The sequence below is a fragment of the Saccharopolyspora sp. NFXS83 genome, assembly GCF_026241095.1.
Taxonomy (GTDB): Bacteria; Actinomycetota; Actinomycetes; order Mycobacteriales; family Pseudonocardiaceae; genus Saccharopolyspora_C.
Window position 1 is genome coordinate 130267 of the sequence record NZ_JAPFGB010000006.1, and the last position, 17839, is coordinate 148105.

13 protein-coding genes are annotated in these 17839 nt (G+C 73.0%); 6 read left to right on the forward strand and 7 right to left on the reverse strand.

Annotated features, from left to right (window positions below; all coding sequences use genetic code 11):
* The first annotated feature begins 2 nt into the window (after positions 1-2).
* The 4 genes from OOZ19_RS08800 to OOZ19_RS08815 are packed head-to-tail and all read left to right on the forward strand — an operon-like array spanning position 3 to position 5465.
* The gene (locus OOZ19_RS08800; protein WP_266089542.1) at positions 3-2087 is read left to right on the forward strand and encodes an acetate--CoA ligase family protein; all 2085 of its coding nucleotides are present in this window, start codon (positions 3-5) and stop codon (positions 2085-2087) included.
* Positions 2084-3403, forward strand: coding sequence for an MFS transporter (locus tag OOZ19_RS08805; RefSeq protein ID WP_266089543.1), 1320 nt, complete (start codon positions 2084-2086; stop codon positions 3401-3403). Before OOZ19_RS08800 ends, OOZ19_RS08805 begins: the two co-directional genes overlap by 4 nt.
* Positions 3400-4494, forward strand: coding sequence for an acyl-CoA dehydrogenase family protein (locus OOZ19_RS08810; protein WP_266089544.1), 1095 nt, complete (start codon positions 3400-3402; stop codon positions 4492-4494). Before OOZ19_RS08805 ends, OOZ19_RS08810 begins: the two co-directional genes overlap by 4 nt.
* Complete coding sequence (locus OOZ19_RS08815) at positions 4491-5465, forward strand: acyl-CoA dehydrogenase family protein (protein ID WP_266089545.1); 975 nt, start codon at positions 4491-4493, stop codon at positions 5463-5465. The genes OOZ19_RS08810 and OOZ19_RS08815 overlap by 4 nt, the downstream gene beginning before the upstream one ends.
* A 247-nt stretch (positions 5466-5712) precedes the next feature.
* On the opposite strand, the gene OOZ19_RS08820 is transcribed toward OOZ19_RS08815, so the two are convergent.
* The 6 genes from OOZ19_RS08820 to OOZ19_RS08845 form a co-directional block, all read right to left on the reverse strand.
* Entirely contained in the window at positions 5713-7368 is a 1656-nt protein-coding gene (locus tag OOZ19_RS08820; RefSeq protein WP_266089546.1) for a class I adenylate-forming enzyme family protein, read from the reverse strand.
* 316 nt (positions 7369-7684) lie between these two features.
* Complete coding sequence (locus OOZ19_RS08825; protein ID WP_266089547.1) at positions 7685-8548, reverse strand: enoyl-CoA hydratase-related protein; 864 nt, start codon at positions 8546-8548, stop codon at positions 7685-7687.
* Positions 8549-8599: 51 nt separating this feature from the next.
* Positions 8600-9676 carry an acyl-CoA dehydrogenase family protein gene (locus tag OOZ19_RS08830; RefSeq protein ID WP_266089548.1) on the reverse strand — a complete coding sequence of 359 codons (1077 nt, stop codon included), beginning with the start codon at positions 9674-9676 and terminating at the stop codon, positions 8600-8602.
* Between the two features lie 22 nt (positions 9677-9698).
* Entirely contained in the window at positions 9699-10928 is a 1230-nt protein-coding gene (locus OOZ19_RS08835; protein ID WP_266089549.1) for an acyl-CoA dehydrogenase family protein, read from the reverse strand.
* Between the two features lie 82 nt (positions 10929-11010).
* The gene (locus tag OOZ19_RS08840) at positions 11011-12156 is read right to left on the reverse strand and encodes a thiolase family protein (protein ID WP_266089550.1); all 1146 of its coding nucleotides are present in this window, start codon (positions 12154-12156) and stop codon (positions 11011-11013) included.
* A gap of 83 nt (positions 12157-12239) precedes the next feature.
* Positions 12240-13781, reverse strand: a complete 1542-nt coding sequence (locus OOZ19_RS08845) for an acyl-CoA synthetase (protein ID WP_266089551.1) — start codon at positions 13779-13781, stop codon at positions 12240-12242.
* Between the two features lie 210 nt (positions 13782-13991).
* Between OOZ19_RS08845 and OOZ19_RS08850 the strand changes: the two genes are divergently transcribed.
* The gene (locus OOZ19_RS08850) at positions 13992-14663 is read left to right on the forward strand and encodes a TetR/AcrR family transcriptional regulator (protein WP_266089552.1); all 672 of its coding nucleotides are present in this window, start codon (positions 13992-13994) and stop codon (positions 14661-14663) included.
* A gap of 476 nt (positions 14664-15139) precedes the next feature.
* Here OOZ19_RS08850 and OOZ19_RS08855 read toward each other — a convergent pair whose 3' ends face one another.
* Entirely contained in the window at positions 15140-15904 is a 765-nt protein-coding gene (locus OOZ19_RS08855) for a 3-hydroxyacyl-CoA dehydrogenase (RefSeq protein WP_266089553.1), read from the reverse strand.
* Positions 15905-16236: 332 nt separating this feature from the next.
* Between OOZ19_RS08855 and OOZ19_RS08860 the strand changes: the two genes are divergently transcribed.
* The gene (locus OOZ19_RS08860; protein WP_266089554.1) at positions 16237-17790 is read left to right on the forward strand and encodes a long-chain-fatty-acid--CoA ligase; all 1554 of its coding nucleotides are present in this window, start codon (positions 16237-16239) and stop codon (positions 17788-17790) included.
* Positions 17791-17839 lie beyond the last annotated feature (49 nt).

A 17839-nucleotide genomic window follows, 5' to 3' on the forward strand; every position in this document is an offset into this window, starting at 1 on the left:
CTGTGGAATCGCTGCTGAACCCCGCCGCGGTGGCGGTCGTCGGCGCCTCCGAGCGCAAGGCCATGGCCGCCAGGTTGACCCGGTTCCTCCTCGACGACGGGTTCACCGGCGCCGTCTACCCGGTGAACCCGCGCTACGAGCAGGTGCACGGCCTGCCCTGCTACCCGGCGCTGGACCGGATTCCCGGCCCGGTCGACCTGGTGCTGATCATGGTGCCCGCCGACCGGGTGGCCGAGGTCGTCGCCGAATCCGCGCGGGCGGGCGCGCGACTGGCGATCGTGCTGTCCTCCGGTTTCGCCGAGGTCGGCCCGGACGGCGCCGCGCTCCAGGACGAACTGGCGGCCACGGCGCGGCGCTGCGGCATCCGCGTGCTCGGCCCCAACTGCCAGGGCCTGCTCTACCGGCCCGCCGCGCTGACCGCGACGTTCAGCTCCGGCGCGGGCCTCCCCTCCGCGCCGCCCGCCGAGACCGGCGGCATCGCCTACGTCGGCCAGAGCGGGGCGCTCGGCGGCAGCGTGCTGGGCATGGCGGCCGACCGGGGTGTCGGTCTCACCGCGTGGATCTCCGTCGGCAACCAGGCCGACCTCACCGCGACCGAGGCGACCGCGCTGCTGCTGGAAGACCCGGCGATCCGGGTGCTGGCCTGCTACCTGGAGCAGTTGCCGGACGGCGCGGAGTGGACCGAGCTGGCCGACCGGGCCGCCGAGCTCGGCAAGCACCTGGTGGTGCTGCGCTCCGGGCGTTCGGAGACGGGTCGCCGCGCGGTCGCCTCGCACACCGGGGCGCTGGTCCGCTCCGGCGCGGCGTTCGACCTGGTCGCCGAGCGGTCCGGGGCGGTGCTCGTCGACGACATCGACGAGCTGCTCGACACGGCGATCGCGCTCGGCGGTCCGCGTCCGGCTGGCGGGCGGCTCGGGGTCGTCACCAGCTCCGGTGGAGCCGGTGGCCTCGCCGCCGATCAGGCCGAACCCACCGGCCTGCGACTGCCGGAGCTCGATCGGTCCACCCAGGACGTCCTCGCGCCGCTGATCCCGCCGTTCGGGAGCCTGGTGAACCCGGTGGACGTGACGGCGCAGGTCATCAACGACGCGAGCGCGCTCGGCCAGGTCTGCGAGGCCGTGGCCGCCGACGACGCGGTGGACGCCGTGCTGGTGCTGCTGACGACGCTCGGCGGGCGCACCGCGGAGCAGATCGCCGAGTCGATCCTGCGGGCCTCCCGCGGCTGCGCCAAGCCGTACGCGGTGGCGTGGCAGTACTCGCACGCCGAGATCGCGGCACCCGCCGGGCGGTTGCGGCGGGAGGGGATTCCCGTCGTCTCGACGAGCAGCGCGGCGATCACCCTGCTGTCGCGGCTGCTGCCGCGCGACTGCCCCACCGTCGCCCCGGCCGCCCCGCCGGGCTCGGCGGGGCACCTGCCCACCGGCACGCTCACCGAGGCCGCCGGTGCGCGGTTGCTCGACGCGCTCGGCGTGGCCAGGCCGCGCGGCGGGCTCGCCACCGGTGCCGCTCAAGCCGAGGCCGTCGCCCGCGAGCTGCACGGCGAGCTGGTGCTCAAGGTCCAGTCACCGGACGTGCCGCACAAGACCGAGGTGGGCGGGGTCCTGCTCGGGGTGCCCGCCGCCGAAGCCGGAGCCGCCGCTGAACGCCTGCTGCGCGCGGTCCGGAGCGCGGCGCCGCACGCCCGGATCGACGGGGTGCTAGTGCAGGAACTCGCTGCACCGGGCGTGGAGCTGCTGGTCGGCGTGCGAGGCAGCCGTGACGGGTACCCCCCGGTGCTCACCGCGGGCTTCGGCGGCGTCACCGCCGAGCTCTACGCCGACGTGGTCACCGCGCTCGCGCCGGTCGACGTCGCGGGCGCCGAGCGGATGCTGCGCGCGTTGCGCGGGGCTCCGCTGCTCACCGGTTTCCGGGGCCGCCCGCCCGCCGACGTGCGGGCCGCGGCGACGGCGATCGCCGCGCTGTCGCAGGCCGCCGCCGCGTTGGGCGACGGCCTCGCCGAGTTCGAGATCAACCCGCTGATCGTGCACGCCGAGGGCGCGACCGCGGCGGACCTGCTGCTCACCAGAACGTCGGAGGTCCGCGGATGAGCACGGCGCAGGAGCGCCGCCCGCACGTGCGCGCGGTGATCGGCGGCTCGATCGGCAACCTGGTCGAGTGGTACGACTGGTTCGTCTACGCCAGCTTCGCGCTGTACTTCGCCGGGCGGTTCTTCCCGGAGGGCGACGCCACGGCGCAGTTGATGAACACGGCTGCGGTGTTCGCGGTCGGCTTCCTCGCCCGCCCGCTGGGCGGGTGGCTGCTGGGGCGCGTCGCCGACCGGCGGGGCCGGAAGTTCGGGCTCACGTTATCGGTGAGCATGATGTCGCTGAGCGCGTTGATGATCGCCGTCGCGCCCACCCACGACCGCGCCGGTTACCTGGGCGCCGTGGTCCTGCTCGTCGCCCGCGTGCTGCAGGGCCTCAGCGTCGGCGGTGAGTACGCGGCCAGCGCCTCCTACCTCACGGAGGCCTCCCGGCGCGGGCACCGCGGCCTCGGCTCCAGCTTCCAGTACGTGTCGGTGACGCTGGGCCAGCTGCTCGGGCTGGCCGTGCTCATGGTTGTGCAGGCGACGCTGACCGAGGCGGAGCTGACGGCGTGGGGCTGGCGGATCCCGTTCATCATCGGGGCCGTCGCCGCGGTCGTGGTGTTCTACCTGCGCCGCGGCCTGCACGAGACCGACGCCTACCGCGAGGAGGCGGCGCACGACGACGCCGAGCGGCGCGGGACGGTGCGGGAGGTGTGGCGGCACCGGCGGGCCGCGCTGCTGGTGTTCGCGCTGACCATCGGCGGCAGCGTCGCGTTCTACACCTACACGACGTACCTGACGAAGTACCTGGCGAACTCGGTCGGACTGTCCAAATCGGACGCGACGCTGGTGATGTTCCTGGCGCTGTGCCTGTTCACCGTGCTGCTGCCGGTGGGCGGGGCGGTGTCGGACCGGATCGGCCGCCGGCCGGTGCTGATCTTCTTCGGCGTCGGCACCACGCTGGGCACCTACCCGATCCTCACCGCGATGCAGCGCTGGCCGTCGGTCGGTGTCGCGCTGGCGCTGACGATGCTCGCGCTGACCATCGTGTGCGGCTACTCCTCGGTGAACGCGTGCGTGAAGGCGGAGCTGTTCCCCACCAGCGTGCGCACGGTGGGCGTGGCGATCCCGTACTCGCTGGCGCAGGCGATCTTCGGCGGCACCGCCGAGTACATCGCGCTGGCGTTCCGCGACGCGGGCCACGAGCACTATTTCTTCTTCTACGTCTCGGGATGCGCGCTGTTCTCGCTCGTCGTGTACCTGGCGATGCCCGAGACGCGGACCGCGGCGCTGAGCAGGGCCGAGGAACTCGGCTCGGACGAGGAGCGGGTGGCATGACCGAACGCACCGAACTGCGCCATCGGGTGCGCGACCTGTGCCGCGGGTGGCGGGACGAGGGACGTTATCGACCGCGGCCGGACGCGTGGCTGCGCTCGTTCGACCAGGACTTCTCCCGCGAATTGGCCCGGCACGGCTGGATCGGCATGACCTGGCCGCGCCGCGTCGGCGGCGCCGAACGGTCCAACGCGGACCGGCTGGTGGTCACCGAGGAGCTGCTGCGGGCCGGGGCCCCGGTCGCGGCGCACTGGATCGGCGATCGCCAGATCGGCCCGTCGATCCTGCGGCACGGGACGCCCGAGTTGCAGCGGGAGGTCCTGCCGGGCATCGCCTCCGGTGATCACGTGCTCTGCCTGGGCATGAGCGAACCCGATGCGGGCTCCGACCTCGCCGCCGTGCGCACCACCGCCCGGCGCACCGCGGGCGGCTGGCGCGTCGACGGCCGCAAGATCTGGACGAGCCACGCCCACCGCGCCACGCACTGCTACCTCCTCGCCCGCACGGAGCGCACCGAGCGCAAGCACGAGGGGCTCACCGAGTTCCTGGTGGACGCGGACTCGCCGGGCATCACCGTCACGCCGATCGTGGACATGGCGGCCTCGCACCACTTCAACGAGGTGGTGTTCGAGGACGTGTTCGTCCCCGCGGGCCGCGTCATCGGAGTGGAAGGCCGGGGCTGGCGGCAGGTAACCGAGCAGCTCGCCCACGAACGCGGCGGACCGGAACGGGTGCTCTCGACGTATCCGGTGCTCGCCGAGCTGCTCGACGCGAGGACCGAGCTCGACGAGGGCCTGCTGGTGGAGCTCGGCGAGCTGGTCGCCCGCCTGGGCGCGCTGCGGGCGATGTGCGTCCGGGTCGCCGAGGCGCTCGACACCGGCACCGCGCCGATCCGGGAGGCCGCGACGCTCAAGTACCTGGGCACCGAGTTCGAACGCGACGTGCTCGAATTCGCCCGCGGAGCGGCGGTTCCCGGTGTGCTCGCGCCGGACGACCCGCTGGGCGAGGCGATCCTCGCCGCGCCGGGGTTCAGCATCCGCGGCGGCTCCTCCGAGGTGCTGCTGTCCATCCTCGCCAAGCAGGAGGCGCTGTGAACGACGCACTGCTCGCGGAGGTCGCCGCCGACGTGCTCGGCTCAGCCACCCCGCAGGACGCCGATGATCGGCTGCCCGAGGTGTGGACCACGATGGCCGAGCTGGAGTGGCCGCTGGTGTCGATCCCGGAGGGCTCCGGCGGCGCGGGCGGCTCCGTCGCGGACCTGCTGGCGCTGGTCGGGGCGGTGGCCGAGCACGGGCTGAGCGCGCCGCTGGCGGAAGCGGCGCTCGCCCGCTGGGCGTTGGCCGCCGCCGGACGCGCGGACCTGCCGGGACTGGTGCTGCCCGCGTGGGAGGACGACACCGGCGTGCCGCGCGGGACCGGCTGGGCGCGGCACGCGCGGAACCTGGTGGTGTGGCCGCGCACCGGACCGGCGTACCTGGCAGACATGGCCACCGCACGCGTCTTCCCCGGCACGAACCTCGCCGCGGAACCGCGGGACACCGTCGCGGTGGGCGCCGGCGCCCGCACGCCGCTGCCGGACGCACCCGCCCGTTCGGCGGCGGTGGACCGCGCCGCGCTGCTCAACGCCGCCGCGATCACCGGGGCTGCGCGCGGGGCGCACGAGATCACCCGGCTCCACGTGACGCGGCGCGAGCAGTTCGGACGTCCGCTGATCGCGCTGAAAGCGGTCGCGAACTCGCTCGCCCGGATGCGCGCCGAGCTCGTGTCGACCCGGGCAGCGCTGGACCGCGCCTGCACCGCGCACACCGAGGATCCGGCGCGCGCACGGCCCGCGACCGCCACGGCGAAGATCCGCGCGGCGCGGGCGGCGACCTCGATCGCGCGCGACGCGCACCAGCTGCACGGCGCGATGGGCGTGACTCGGGAGCACTCGCTGCACCACGTCACCCGCAAGCTGTGGGCCTGGCGCGACGAGCACGGCGCGGAACGCGAGTGGTCCGCCTGGCTCGGCCGCACCGCCCTCGCCGCCGGGGAGGACGAACTGTGGGAGCACCTCACCGCTTGATCCGGTCAGCGCCCAGGACGCACCTCGGCTCTTGTTCGGTTCCGCGTGCGCCGGTCTCCGGTGTCGCCGTCTCGTCGGCGGCGAAGCCGCTGAGCAGCGACCACCGGTGCGGCCCGGCCACCGGCGGGTTCTCAGCGGCCCCTCGCGAGGACGGCGGTTTCCCCGCGCGTCGGACACGGGAAATCGCTCCCGCGGCGAGCAGGCCGGTGAGGTTCCGCCGCCCGGCCACGTTCGCACAACGGGAGCCTCAGCTCGTCAGTTCCCGGCGCAGGTCTCGCTTGAGGACCTTTCCGGTGCTGGTGCGGGGAATCGCTTCGGTGCGCAGCGAGACCTGGTCCGGGACCTTGAACGCCGCCAGCCGTTCCGCGACGTGGTGGCGCAGCTCGTCGGGGTCGAGCTCGGCGCCGTCGTGGACCTGCACGATCGCGGCGACCTGCTCGCCCAGGTCCGGGTGCGGCACGCCGACCACGGCCGCGTCGGCCACCTCCGGGTGCTCGAACAGCGCGGCCTCCACTTCGGCGCAGTAGACGTTCTCGCCGCCGCGGATCACGATGTCCTTGAGCCGGTCCACCACCCGCACCAGCCCGTCGGTGACGTAGCCGAGGTCGCCGGTGCGGAACCAGCCGTCGACGAACGCCTCCGCCGTGGCCTTCGGGTCGTTCCAGTAGCCGCGCACGACGTTGGGGCCGCGGAACCACAGCTCACCGATCTCCCCGGCGGGCACGTCCTCGGCCGTGGCGGGGTCGACCACCCGCAGGTCCGCGCCGGGCACGCAACGGCCCACGCTGTCGGGGTGGGCGACGCACTCGGGGCCGTTGTTGCTCACGACCGCGGACGTCGTCTCGGTGAGCCCGTAACCGTTGCCGGGCGCGACGTTCGCGGTGAACGAGGTGTGCACCAGCCCGACCAGGTCCGGCGGGATCGGCGCGCCGCCCATGTTCACCGCCTCCACGGTGGACAGATCGCCCTCGGCGTGGCGCACGAGTTCGCGCAGCACCGTGGGCACTCCGGCGATGGTGTTCACGTGCTCCTCGCGCACCAGGCGGATCGCCTCGCGCGGTTCCCAGCGGTGCATCGTCGCCAGCTTCCCGCCCGCCAGCGTCGTCGAGCACAGCCCGGACAACCCCGCGATGTGGAAGATCGGGAACGTGAGCAGCACCGACGGCCGGGCGTCCGGGTCGGGTTCCACGCCCGCCGCGGCCTGCAGCGCTCGACGCCCCAACGCCATGTTCCACAGGTTCGTGCAGTGGTTGCGGTGGCTGGCCACCGCGCCCTTCGGACGTCCGGTGGTGCCGGAGGTGTACATGATGGTGGCGTCGTCGTCCGGATCCACCACCACGCCCGGCAGCGCCGCGTCCGGACCCAGCTCGGCGAGCAGCTCGTCCCAGCAGCGCACGCCTTCCTGCGGGCTGTCGCCGCGGACCTGCACAACGTCGAGCTCGCCGAAGTCCGGGGCGAGCCGGGCGACCCGCTCGGCGTCCGCGAACAGCACCCGCGCCCCGGAATCCTCCAGCGCGAAGCGCAGTTCCGGCCCGGTCCACCACGCGTTGAGCGGCACCGCCACGAGCCCGGCGGCCTGCACCGCCCAGAAGATCGGCGCCCACTCCGGGTAGTTCCGCATCGCGATCGCGACCCGATCCCCTTGGCGGAGGCCGAAATCGGTCAGCAAGCTCGCCGCCAAGCCGGTGGCCACCCGCAGGTGCTCGGTGAACGTCCACCGCTGCTCGCCGAACACGAGGTAGTCGGCACCGCCGTGCACGGCGGTGCTGAGCAGCACGTCGCGCAAGGTCTGCGGTCCGGTGGCGTAGATCCGCATCGGGATGCCGCGCACGTCGCGCGGGACCAGTTCGAACTCCCCGCCGGGTCCGGTGAACTCCGCCAGCAGACGCTCCCGATCCAGCATGCAGCGACTCCTCCCCGGTCCGCGTCGACCGGTCGGCACCACGATCGTCCCCAGTCTGCGCCACGAACCTCCCGCGAAACAGCCCCCGAACCGCCGCATCCCCGCCGCCGCGAACCTCGGCTCACGGGCGCAGGCCGGTCTCGTGCAGTCCGTGGCGGAGCCGCTGAGCAGTGGCCGCGCACGCAGGTCACCTACCGGCGGGCGCTGAGCCGCTTCCTCGTGAGGACGGCATTGTCGCCGCGCATCGGCGCTGCATCGGAGATCGCGGCCACATCGGGCTCCGGCCCACTGCGCAGGGTCGTTCGGCACGGACGGCTCAAGGCCAGGGCGGGAGAAAGTCCGGGAAGTCGGTGCTGACCTTGCCGGGGAATTCGGCGGGCCGCTTCTCCAGGAACGACGACACGCCCTCCGCCGCGTCCGGGCCTGCGCCGAGGCCGTGGATGGCGCGGGAATCGAGGCGGTGAGCTTCGAAGGGGTTGTCCGCGCTGAGCATGCTCCACATGAGCCGCCTGGTCGCCGCGACCGAGACCGGAGCGGTGTTGTGCACGATCTCCGCCGCGATCTCCCGCGCGGTGGCGAGCAGGTCCGCGTCCGGGACCACGCGGGACACCAAGCCGCCCGACTTCGCCTCGGCCGCGTCGAAGATGCGGCCGGTCGCGGCCCACTCCATCGCCTGGGAGATGCCGACCAGGCGCGGCAGGAACCACGTCGAGGCAGCCTCCGGCACCAGTCCGCGGCGGGCGAACACGAACCCGAACCGCGCGGTCTCACCGGCGAGGCGGATGTCGGCGGGCAGCAGCATCGTCGCCCCCACCCCGACGGCGGCACCGCCGACGGCGGCGATCACCGGTTTCTTCGACGCCGCGATGCGCAGCGAGCAGGTGCCGCCGCCGTCGCGCGGCACCCCGTCCTCGGTCAGCCCCGTCGCCCGCGACTCCGGGTCGCGGGAGTCGTAGTCGAACGTGCCCGCACCGCTGCTGAGGTCCGCGCCGGCGCAGAACGCCCGCCCCGCACCGGTGAGGATCACCGCGCGCACCTCGTCGTCGGCGTCGGTGGCGTCGAAGGCGTCGAGCAGTTCGCGCCGCATCACGTCGGTGAACGCGTTGAGCCGGTCCGGCCGGTTCAACGTGATCGTCGCGACCTGCTCGTGCACCTCGTAGGAGATCTGCCGATACGTCAACCCGCACCTCTCATCCACGCGTTCACCGGGAATTCCTCGCCCGAACCGGGCCTACACGCCCAACAGGTCCGCCAGGCGCAGGCGCCGGTCCCGTTCCGAGCCGAACAGGACCTCCGAGGTCTTGGCCCGCTTGTAGTACAGGTGCGCGTCGTGCTCCCAGGTGTAGCCGATGCCGCCGTGCAGCACGACGCCGTCGGCGGCGGCCCGGAAGGCGGCCGGAGCGCAGAAGACCTGGGCGACGGCGGCGGCCACCGGCAGCTCGTCCGGGGCCTCGTCAGCGGCCCACGCGGCGTGGCGCAGCACGGAGACCGCCTGCTCCCACGAGCCGTAGAGGTCCGCCAGCGCGTGCTTCACGCCTTGGTAGGAGCCGATCCGCCTGCCGAACTGCACCCGGACCTCGGCGTAGCCGGTGGTCATCTCCAGCACGCGGCGCATCCCGCCCACCTGCTCGGCGGCCAGCGCCACCGCGGCCAGGTCGTCCGCAGTGGACCGCACCGCGTCCGGATCCGCCGCGTCCAGCCGCGTCGCGCGAGCGCCGGCGAGGTCGATCCGGGCGAGCCGCCGGGTCGGGTCGAGCGTGCGCAGCGTCGTGCGGCGCACGCCGGACGCCGTCGTGTCGAGGGCGAACCAACCGGTGCCGTCCGGGGTCGACGCGTGCACCAGCACCACATCGGCCACGTCGCCGGAGATCACCGGCGCCAGCCGGCCGTCCAGCCGCCAGCCGCCGTCGCGTTCGGCCGCCTCCGCGCCGTGCGCGACGGTGCCGATGAGCTCCCCCGCCGCCAGCGGTGGCAGGTACCGCTCCCGCATCCCGATGTCGTCGACGGCGTTGAGCACGTCGACCGCCAGCACCGCCGAGGCGAGGAACGGGGACGGCACCAAGGTGGCGCCGAGCTCCTCGGCCACGACGGACCGCTCGACGTGTCCCGCTCCCGCTCCGCCGTGCTCCTCGGCGACGACGAGCCCGAGCACCCCGAGCTCCGACCCCGCCCGGCGCCACAGCTCCCGGTCGAACCCGTCGGCGGTCTCCAGCACCTCCCGGACCCGCGCGGGTCCGGCCTGGTCGGCGAGGAAGTCGCGCACCGCCGTGCGCAGGTCCTCCTGCTGTCCGGTCAACACCAATCGCATGTGCGCACTCCCCGCTGCCGGTTCAGGTGGTTTCGCGTTGCGTGCCGACGCGGAGTTCGCGGAACGGCACGTCCCGATCGACCTGGGGTTCCTTGGGCAGGCCGAGGATCCGCTCGCCGATGATGTTGCGCTGCACGTTGTTCGTGCCGCCCGCGATGCTGGAGGCGGGCACCGCGTTGATCGCCACCGCCAGCTCTTCCGCCGCCTCGTCGCCGGGTTCCCAGGCCACCGCGTCGGTTCCGGCGATCTCCCCGGCGGCGTGCAGGGCCTGCCACAGCAGCATGGCGCCGCCGAGCTTGCCCACCGAGCCGCGCGCGCCCGGAGGCGTCCCGGACTCCGCTTCCTGGCGCAGCCGGACGCTGAACAGCTCCAACGCCCGTTCCGCCGCGTGGAGCCCGGCGAGTTCGGCGCGCACCTGCGGGTCGGTCGCGGTGCCGTTCGCGCGCGCGAGCCGAGCCAGGTTGGCCGCGCTCAGCGGCTCGTCGCGGCGCCGGGTGGCGCCGCCCAGCGAGACCCGCTCGTGGCCGAGCATCGTCACCGCCGCGCGCCAGCCGTCGCCGACCTCGCCGAGCACGGCGTCCGCGGGCAGCCGCACCTGGTCGAAGTGCACCTCGTTGAACGGGCTCCTGCCGGTCATGTCCCGCAACGGCCGCACCGCGACGCCCGGCGCGCGCATGTCCACGATGAACATCGTCAGCCCCGCGTGCTTGGGCACGTCCGGGTCGGTGCGGGCCAGCAGCGCGCCGAAGTCGGCGTGGCGCGCACCGGACGTCCACACCTTCTGGCCGGTGACGACCCAGTCCTCGCCGTCGCGGACGGCCTTCGTCCGCAGGCTCGCCACGTCCGATCCGGCGTCGGGTTCGGAGAACAGCTGGCACCAGATCTCCTCGCCGCGCAGCAGCGGGCGGACGTAGCGCTCCCGCTGCCGGTCGGTGCCGAGGTCGACCAGCGTCGGCCCGCACATGCCGAGGCCGATCACGAACGGCCCGGTCGGCAGGTCGCGCGTGGAGGCCTGCTCCCGGAACGCCTGCTCCTGCGCGGCCGTTCCGCCTCGGCCGCCGCAGTCGGCGGGCCAGGTGATGCCGGCGAATCCGGCGTCGTAGAGCGCGGCCTGGAATTCCCGCGCGACCGGGATCAGCTCGGCCGGTTCCAGCTCCGACCACCTCGCCGGGATCGCCGACTCCAGGAATTCCCCGGCGCGCCTGGAGAATTCCTCGATCGAGCCGGAGTCCGCCCGTGTCGATTCCACCATCCGCGGTCACCTTCCTCCACAAGCCGACAGCCCACCCCGGAACGCTCCGGCGGGGCTCGTTCTCACCGTCCGTCCGGGCGGATCAGAGCCGTTCCAAGATCGTCGCGTTGGCCTGGCCGCCGCCTTCGCACATGGTCTGCAGTCCGAATTCCGCACCGCCGTCGCGCATGTGGTGCACGAGGGTGGTCATGATGCGCGCGCCGCTCGCGCCGAGCGGGTGGCCCAGGGCGATGGCCCCGCCCAGCGGGTTGAGCGTCTTCACGTCGGCGCCGATCTCGGTGAGCCAGGCCAGCGGCACGGGAGCGAACGCCTCGTTCACCTCGAACGCGCCGATGCGGTCCACCGACAACCCGCTGCGGCGCAACGCCTTCTTCGTCGCGGGGATCGGCGCGGTCAGCATGATCACCGGGTCGTCCCCGGCGAGCACGGCGGTGTGCACGCGCGCCAGCGGGCGCAGGCCGAGCTGCGCGGCCTTCTCCCCGGTCATCATCAGCAGCGCCGCCGAGCCGTCGCTGATCTGCGAGCTGTTCGCGGCGGTGATCACGCCGTCCTCGCGGAACGCGGGCTTGAGCGCGCCGAGCTTGTCCACCGTGCCGCCGCGGCGGATGCCCTCGTCCTTGTCGACGACGGTGCCGTCGGGCAGCGTGATCGGCGCGATCTGCGCGTCGAAGGCACCGGCGTCCTGCGCGGCGGCGGCCTTCTCGTGCGAGCCGATGCTGAACTCGTCGAGCTGGGCGCGGCTGAGGCCCCAGCGCTGCGCGATCATCTCCGCGCCGATGCCCTGGTTCGGCGGCGTGCCGCCGTACCGCTCCATCAGCCGCGTGCCGAACGGGTCGGCGCCGTTGACGGTGCTGCCCATCGGCACCCGGCTCATCGACTCGATGCCGCCCGCCACGACGACGTCGTAGTGCCCGGCGACGAGCCCGGCCGCGGCGAAGTGCACCGACTGCTGCGAGGACCCGCACTGGCGGTCCACCGTCACGCCGGTCACCGTGTCCGGCCAGCCCGCCGCGAGCACCGCGTTGCGGGCGATGTCCAAGGTCTGCTCGCCCCCTTGGCCGACGCAGCCCCACACGACGTCGTCGACAACACCGGGGTCGATGCCGGTCCGGTCCACGACCGCGTCGAGCACCTGGGCCGACAGGTCGACCGGGTGCACTCCGGACAGCGCCCCGTTGCGCTTGCCGACCGGGGTGCGCACGGCCTCCACGATCACCGCGTCACGCATGGCGTTCCTCCCACCGAGATAAGCAGTCAACTCTGACTGTAAACGAGGTGGCGCCGTCCGGCGTTACGCCGAACGAGCCCGGATCAGCCGGATTCGGCCGCGTACCTGGCTTTCAGCACGCCCTTGACGAGCTTGCCCGTCGGCGTGCGCGGCAACTCGTCGAGGAAGTCCACGCTGCGCGGCACCTTGTAGTGCGCGATCCGGGCGCGCACGAACTCCAGCAGCTCCCGCTCCAGTTCGGGGCCGGGCTCGACGCCGGGCGCGGGCTGCACCACCGCCTTCACCGACTCGCCCATCTCCGGATCCGGGACGCCGATGACCGCCACGTCCGCGATCCGCGGGTGCAGCGCGAGCAGGTCCTCGATCTCCTGCGGGTAGATGTTCACCCCACCGGAGATGATCATGAAGGCCTTCCGGTCGGTGAGGAACAGGAAGTCCTCGTCGTCCAGGTAGCCCACGTCCCCGACCGTCGCCCAGTTCTGGTGCTCCGGATGCCGGGCGGCGCGGGTCTTGTCCGCGTCGCCCCAGTACTCGAACGCCTGCTCCTCGCGGTCGAAGTACACCGTGCCGACCTGCCCCACCGGGAGCTCGACGCCGTCGTCGTCGCAGATCCGCACCGTGCCGAGCACCGACTTGCCCACCGAGCCCGGTTTCCGCCGCCACTGCTGCGAATCGATGAACGTCATGCCGATGCCCTCGGTCGAGGAGTAGTACTCGTAGAGCACCGGCCCCCACCAGTCGATCATCGCCTGCTTCACCTCCGCCGGACACGGCGCGGCGGCGTGCACCGCGACCCGGTGGCTGGAGAGGTCGTACCGGTTCCGCACCTGCTCGGGCAGCTTCAACATCCGGATGAACATCGTCGGCACCCACTGGCTGTGCGTGGCGCCGTAGCGCTCGATCGCCCGCAGCGCCTGCTCCGGCTCGAACTTCTCCATCAGCACCACCGTGCCGCCCAGCGCGTGCGTCGAAGCGCAGTAGCGCAGCGGCGCCGCGTGGTAGATCGGCGCGGGCGAGAGGTACACCGAATCCGAGTCGATCCCGTAGAGCTGCGAGGCGACCACCGTGAGGATGTCGCCCTGCTCACCGACCTGGCGATCCGGCAGTTTGGGCCGGATCCCCTTGGGGCGCCCCGTGGTTCCCGACGAGTACAGCATGTCCGCGCCGCGCGGCTGGTCCGCCGGCGGCACCGATGCGGACTTCGCCAGCGCCGCCTCGTAATCGCCGTAGCCCTCGACCGCGCCCCCGAAGGCCAACCGGACCCGCACGTCCGGCGTGGTCGCGGCCACTTCGGACGCGGTCTCGGCGAGCGCGGCGGACACGACCAGCGCCGCGGCTCCGGAATCGCCGACGATGTAGGAGATCTCGGCCGGGGTGAGGTGGCTGTTGACTGCGGTGACGTAGAGGCCGGACCGCACGGCGGCCCAGTACACCTCGAAGGCGGGCAGCGCGTTGTCGGTCAGCAGCGCCACCACGTCGCCGCGCCGCAGGCCCGCTTCGCGCAGCGAGTGCGCCAGGCGGATCGACCGCTCCTCCAGCTCCCCGTAGGTGAGCCGATCCCCGGAGCCCGCCATGATCACGGCTGGCCGGTCCGGGGCGGTCGCGGCGTGGGCACCTGGAAACATGCGGTTCCTCCTCGAACCTCGACCTCGCCGCGCCCCCGGCCGCCCCGCCGCGGGCCTCCGCCGCCCGGCGACGCGGCGGAGGCCACCGCGGCCCAGCAGCACCCGGCTCGGGCGCCCCGGACCAACCGAGCCTGGCACCGCCGCACGGCGGCGGTCAATGCCGACTGCTTCCGGGGTCATGTTCAGTCCACCAGCGGGTACGCTGTGCCGGTGGTCGAGTCCGAAACGGCGAACGCGCGCAACCCGAGCTCCGGCGGCCCCGCCGGGACGACACCCCGCACGCGCGAAGAACGCACCGCCGACAGCCGAGCGCTCATCCTCGACGCCGCCGTCGACTGCCTCATCGAACACGGCTACTCCGGTGCCTCCACCCTCGTGATCCAGGCGAAGGCGGGCGTCTCCCGGGGGCGGCTGCTGCACCACTTCCCGTCGCGCGACGGACTCCTGGTCGCCGCCGCGCAGCACTTGGCGAACACCCGGCTCGCGCAGACCCAGGTGCACGCCCAGCACAAGCTCGCCGAAGAACCCGAGGGCCCGGCGCGCGTCGACCGCTGCATCGAACTGCTGTGGGAGACCTTCCAGGAACCGCACTTCTGGGCCGCGATCGAGCTGTGGACCGCCGCCCGCACCAACCCGGCGCTCGGCGCCGCGCTGCGCCCCGAGGAACGCGGGCTGCGCGCCGCGATCCGCGACGTCACCGACGGCATCTGGGGACCGGCCGTGCGCGAGCACCCGCAGTACGAACTGCTCCGCGAGCTGCTGTTCACCAGCATGCGCGGCGCCGCGATGCCCTACGCCTTCGAAGACCGCTCCCCCGCGACCGACCCGCACCTGGCGCTGTGGAAGGGCTTGGCCCGCAGGCTGCTGTTCGACCAGCAGTGAGCGGCTTCAGCGCTCGCCGATCGACGCGCGGGGCGGCAAGGCCGCGGCACCGAGCAGCACCGGCTCCTCCGCCGCATCGCTGCCCGCGTCCGGGTGGCGCGCGACGAGCATGATCGGCTCAGCGCCCCCGCCCCAACGCCTCACCCCGCCCGCAGATCTCTCCAGGAGCGAACGGACCGTTCGTCCAATCTCGTTGGACAAACGGTCCGCTCACCCAGCGACCACGAGCCCCGCCGGAGTCCGCCAGTGAGTGAACGGACCGTTCGTCCAATCTCGTTGGACGAACGGTCCGTTGACTTCGAACGGAACGCCCCCGCCCGGCCCGCTCACGACCCGGATCTGAAGGGTGAACGGACCGTTCGTCCAATCCCCTTGGACAAACGGTCCGCTCACCCAGCGACCACGAGCCCCGCCGGAGTCCGCCAGTGAGTGAACGGACCGTTCGTCCGAACCCGTTGGACGAACGGTCCGCTGACTCAGCGGGGGGCCATGCGGATGGAGCCGTCGAGGCGGATGACTTCGCCGTTGAGCATCGGGTTGGCGACGACGTGTTCGGCCAGGGCGCCGAATTCGTCGGGTTCGCCGAGCCGCGAGGGATGCGGGACCTGCTCGCCGAGGGAGGCTTTGACCTCTTCCGGCGCACCGGCCAGCAGCGGGGTGTTGAACAGGCCGGGCGCGATGGTGACGACCCGGATCCGGTGTTCGGCGAGGTCGCGGGCGATCGGCAGCGTCATGCCGACCACGCCGCCCTTGGACGCCGAGTAGGCGGCCTGCCCGACCTGCCCGTCGAACGCGGCGGCGGAGGCGGTGTTGATGATGACGCCGCGCTCCTCCCCGACCGGATCGTGCGCGATCATCCGCTCCGCCCCGAGGCGCAGCACGTTGAACGTGCCGATCAGGTTGATGTTGATGATCTTCGCGAACGCGTCCAGCGGGAACGGGCCGCGCTTGCGGCTCACGACTCGCAGCGCGTTGCCGAGGCCCGCGCAGTTGACCACCACGCGCAGCGGACCGAGTTCGTCGGCCACGTCGAGCGCGGCGGCGACCTGCGTCTCGTCGGTGACGTCGGCTGCCGCGAACCGCGCCGCGGAGCCGAGTTCGGCCGCGACCTGCTCGCCCTGGGACGTCGGCAGGTCCAGCAGCACGACGCTGCCGCCCGCCGCCACCAGCCGCTTGGCGGTGGCCAGTCCGAGCCCGGACGCTCCCCCGGTGATGACGGCGACGCCACCCGCGATGTCCATGCGTTCCTCCTCGCCCCGACGGGGCCGCCCGAGGCCCCGACCAGTCAGTGATGACTGTTTTCTACGGCACGCGGGGCGCGGAGGGCAAGAACCCCCTGAGCAGTCAGGGTTGACCGCCGCAGGTCGGCGATCGCACCATGGACACCGACGGCGCAGGCGGCCCGCACCCGCGACGACCCGGCCGCCGAACGGTTCCCGGATCACGGACCTCTCCCTCGCCGACACGCCACGGCCCCACGTCTCGTTGTCCTGACGTCACCGGATTCGCCGCCCCATCCGCCCCTCAACGCCGAGGAACGCCGATGCACCCGTCCCAGCCCGCAGGTACCGGCATGACCAGCAGCGACCAGATCGCCCGGCACGCGCGCAAGATCCCCGATTCGGTCGCGCTGCGCTTCGCCCAGGACGGACGCACCTACCGCGAGCTCGACCAACGGCTCAGCAGGCTCGCGAACGCGCTGCTCGCGCGCGGGGTGACGGCGGGCGACCGGGTCGCGGTGCTCGGCCTCAACGGCATCGAGGTCGTGGAGGCCTACCACGCCTGCGGGCGGATCGGGGCGATCTGCGTGCCGATCAACTTCCGGCTGGTCGCCGACGAGATCGCCTACGCCCTCACCGACAGCGGAGCCGCCGCGGTCGTCGCCGACGCGGCGCTCGCACCCGTGCTGGGCAAGGCCCGCGAGCAGGCCGACGTGCCGACTTGCCTGGTCATCGGCGAAGACGCCGCCGAGGCCGGGCCGGACGCGGAGCGCTACGAGGACGTGCTCGCGGCGGCCAGGCCGGAGCATCCCGGCATCGACGTGGACGAACGCTCACCGGCGTACATCATGTACACCTCCGGGACCACCGGTCGCCCCAAAGGCGCGGTGCTCACCCACCACAACCTGCTGCTGCACTCGTTCAGCATGATGGCGCACCTGGGCACGCCCGCCGGGGAGCGCGTCGGGATCTCCGGCGCGCCGCTGTTCCACATCGCCGGGGTCTCCGGAATGCTGCCGAACCTGTTGCTGGGCGGGAGGACCGTGCTGTCGCGCTCCGGCCGGTTCGACCCGGCGGAGGTCGTGGACGTGCTGGAGCGCGAGCGCGTCTCGGACTGCTTCTTCGTGCCCGCGCAGTGGCAGGCGATCTGCGCGGTGCCGGGCATCGCCGAGCGGGATCTCTCCGCGCTGCACCGGATCTCCTGGGGCGCGGCCCCGGCGTCCACCTCGCTGCTGCGCACGATGATCGACACGTTCCCGCAGGCCCAGGTGGTGACCTCGTTCGGCCAGACCGAGTGCAGCCCGGTCACCACGTTGCTGCGCGGTGAGGACGCGTTGCGCAAGATCGGCTCGGTCGGCACGCCGATGCTCAACGTCGAAGTCCGCGTGGTGGACGTGGAGATGAACGACGTGCCGCGCGGCGAGGTCGGCGAGATCGTCTACCGCGGCCCGACGGTGATGCGGGAGTACTGGGGCAAACCCGCCGAGACCGCGGACGCGTTCGCGGGCGGCTGGTTCCACTCGGGGGATCTGGTGCGCGAGGACGAGGACGGCTACTACTACGTGGTCGACCGGAAGAAGGACATGATCATCTCCGGCGGGGAGAACATCTACTGCGCCGAGGTCGAGGACGTGCTCGCCGGGCATCCGAAGGTCGCCGAGGTAGCGCTGATCGGCGTGCCGGACGAGAAGTGGGGCGAGACGCCGCTGGCGGTGCTCGTGGCCCGCGACCCGGCGGACCCGCCCACGCCGCAGGACGTCGAGCAGTACTGCCGCGAGCACCTGGCCGGCTACAAGCGACCCCGCCACGTCACGATCCTGCCGGAACTGCCGCGGAATCCGAGTGGGAAGGTCCTCAAGACCCGCCTCCGCGCCGATCGCGAAGCAGGTGGCCTCCCCGACGCGTGATCCCGCCTCCGATCGTGTTCCGCCACGCGCGGAATACGATCGGAGGCCT

What these genes read in the sequence shown, in the direction of transcription:
- OOZ19_RS08805 (WP_266089543.1), top strand. Translation starts at nt 2,084, where the DNA reads ATGAGCACGGCGCAGGAGCGCCGCCCGCACGTGCGCGCGGTGATCGGC.
- OOZ19_RS08810 (WP_266089544.1), top strand. Translation starts at nt 3,400, where the DNA reads ATGACCGAACGCACCGAACTGCGCCATCGGGTGCGCGACCTGTGCCGC.
- OOZ19_RS08820 (WP_266089546.1), bottom strand. Translation starts at nt 7,368, where the DNA reads ATGCTGGATCGGGAGCGTCTGCTGGCGGAGTTCACCGGACCCGGCGGG.
- OOZ19_RS08830 (WP_266089548.1), bottom strand. Translation starts at nt 9,676, where the DNA reads ATGCGATTGGTGTTGACCGGACAGCAGGAGGACCTGCGCACGGCGGTG.
- OOZ19_RS08835 (WP_266089549.1), bottom strand. Translation starts at nt 10,928, where the DNA reads ATGGTGGAATCGACACGGGCGGACTCCGGCTCGATCGAGGAATTCTCC.
- OOZ19_RS08840 (WP_266089550.1), bottom strand. Translation starts at nt 12,156, where the DNA reads ATGCGTGACGCGGTGATCGTGGAGGCCGTGCGCACCCCGGTCGGCAAG.
- OOZ19_RS08845 (WP_266089551.1), bottom strand. Translation starts at nt 13,781, where the DNA reads ATGTTTCCAGGTGCCCACGCCGCGACCGCCCCGGACCGGCCAGCCGTG.
- OOZ19_RS08855 (WP_266089553.1), bottom strand. Translation starts at nt 15,904, where the DNA reads ATGGACATCGCGGGTGGCGTCGCCGTCATCACCGGGGGAGCGTCCGGG.
- OOZ19_RS08860 (WP_266089554.1), top strand. Translation starts at nt 16,237, where the DNA reads ATGACCAGCAGCGACCAGATCGCCCGGCACGCGCGCAAGATCCCCGAT.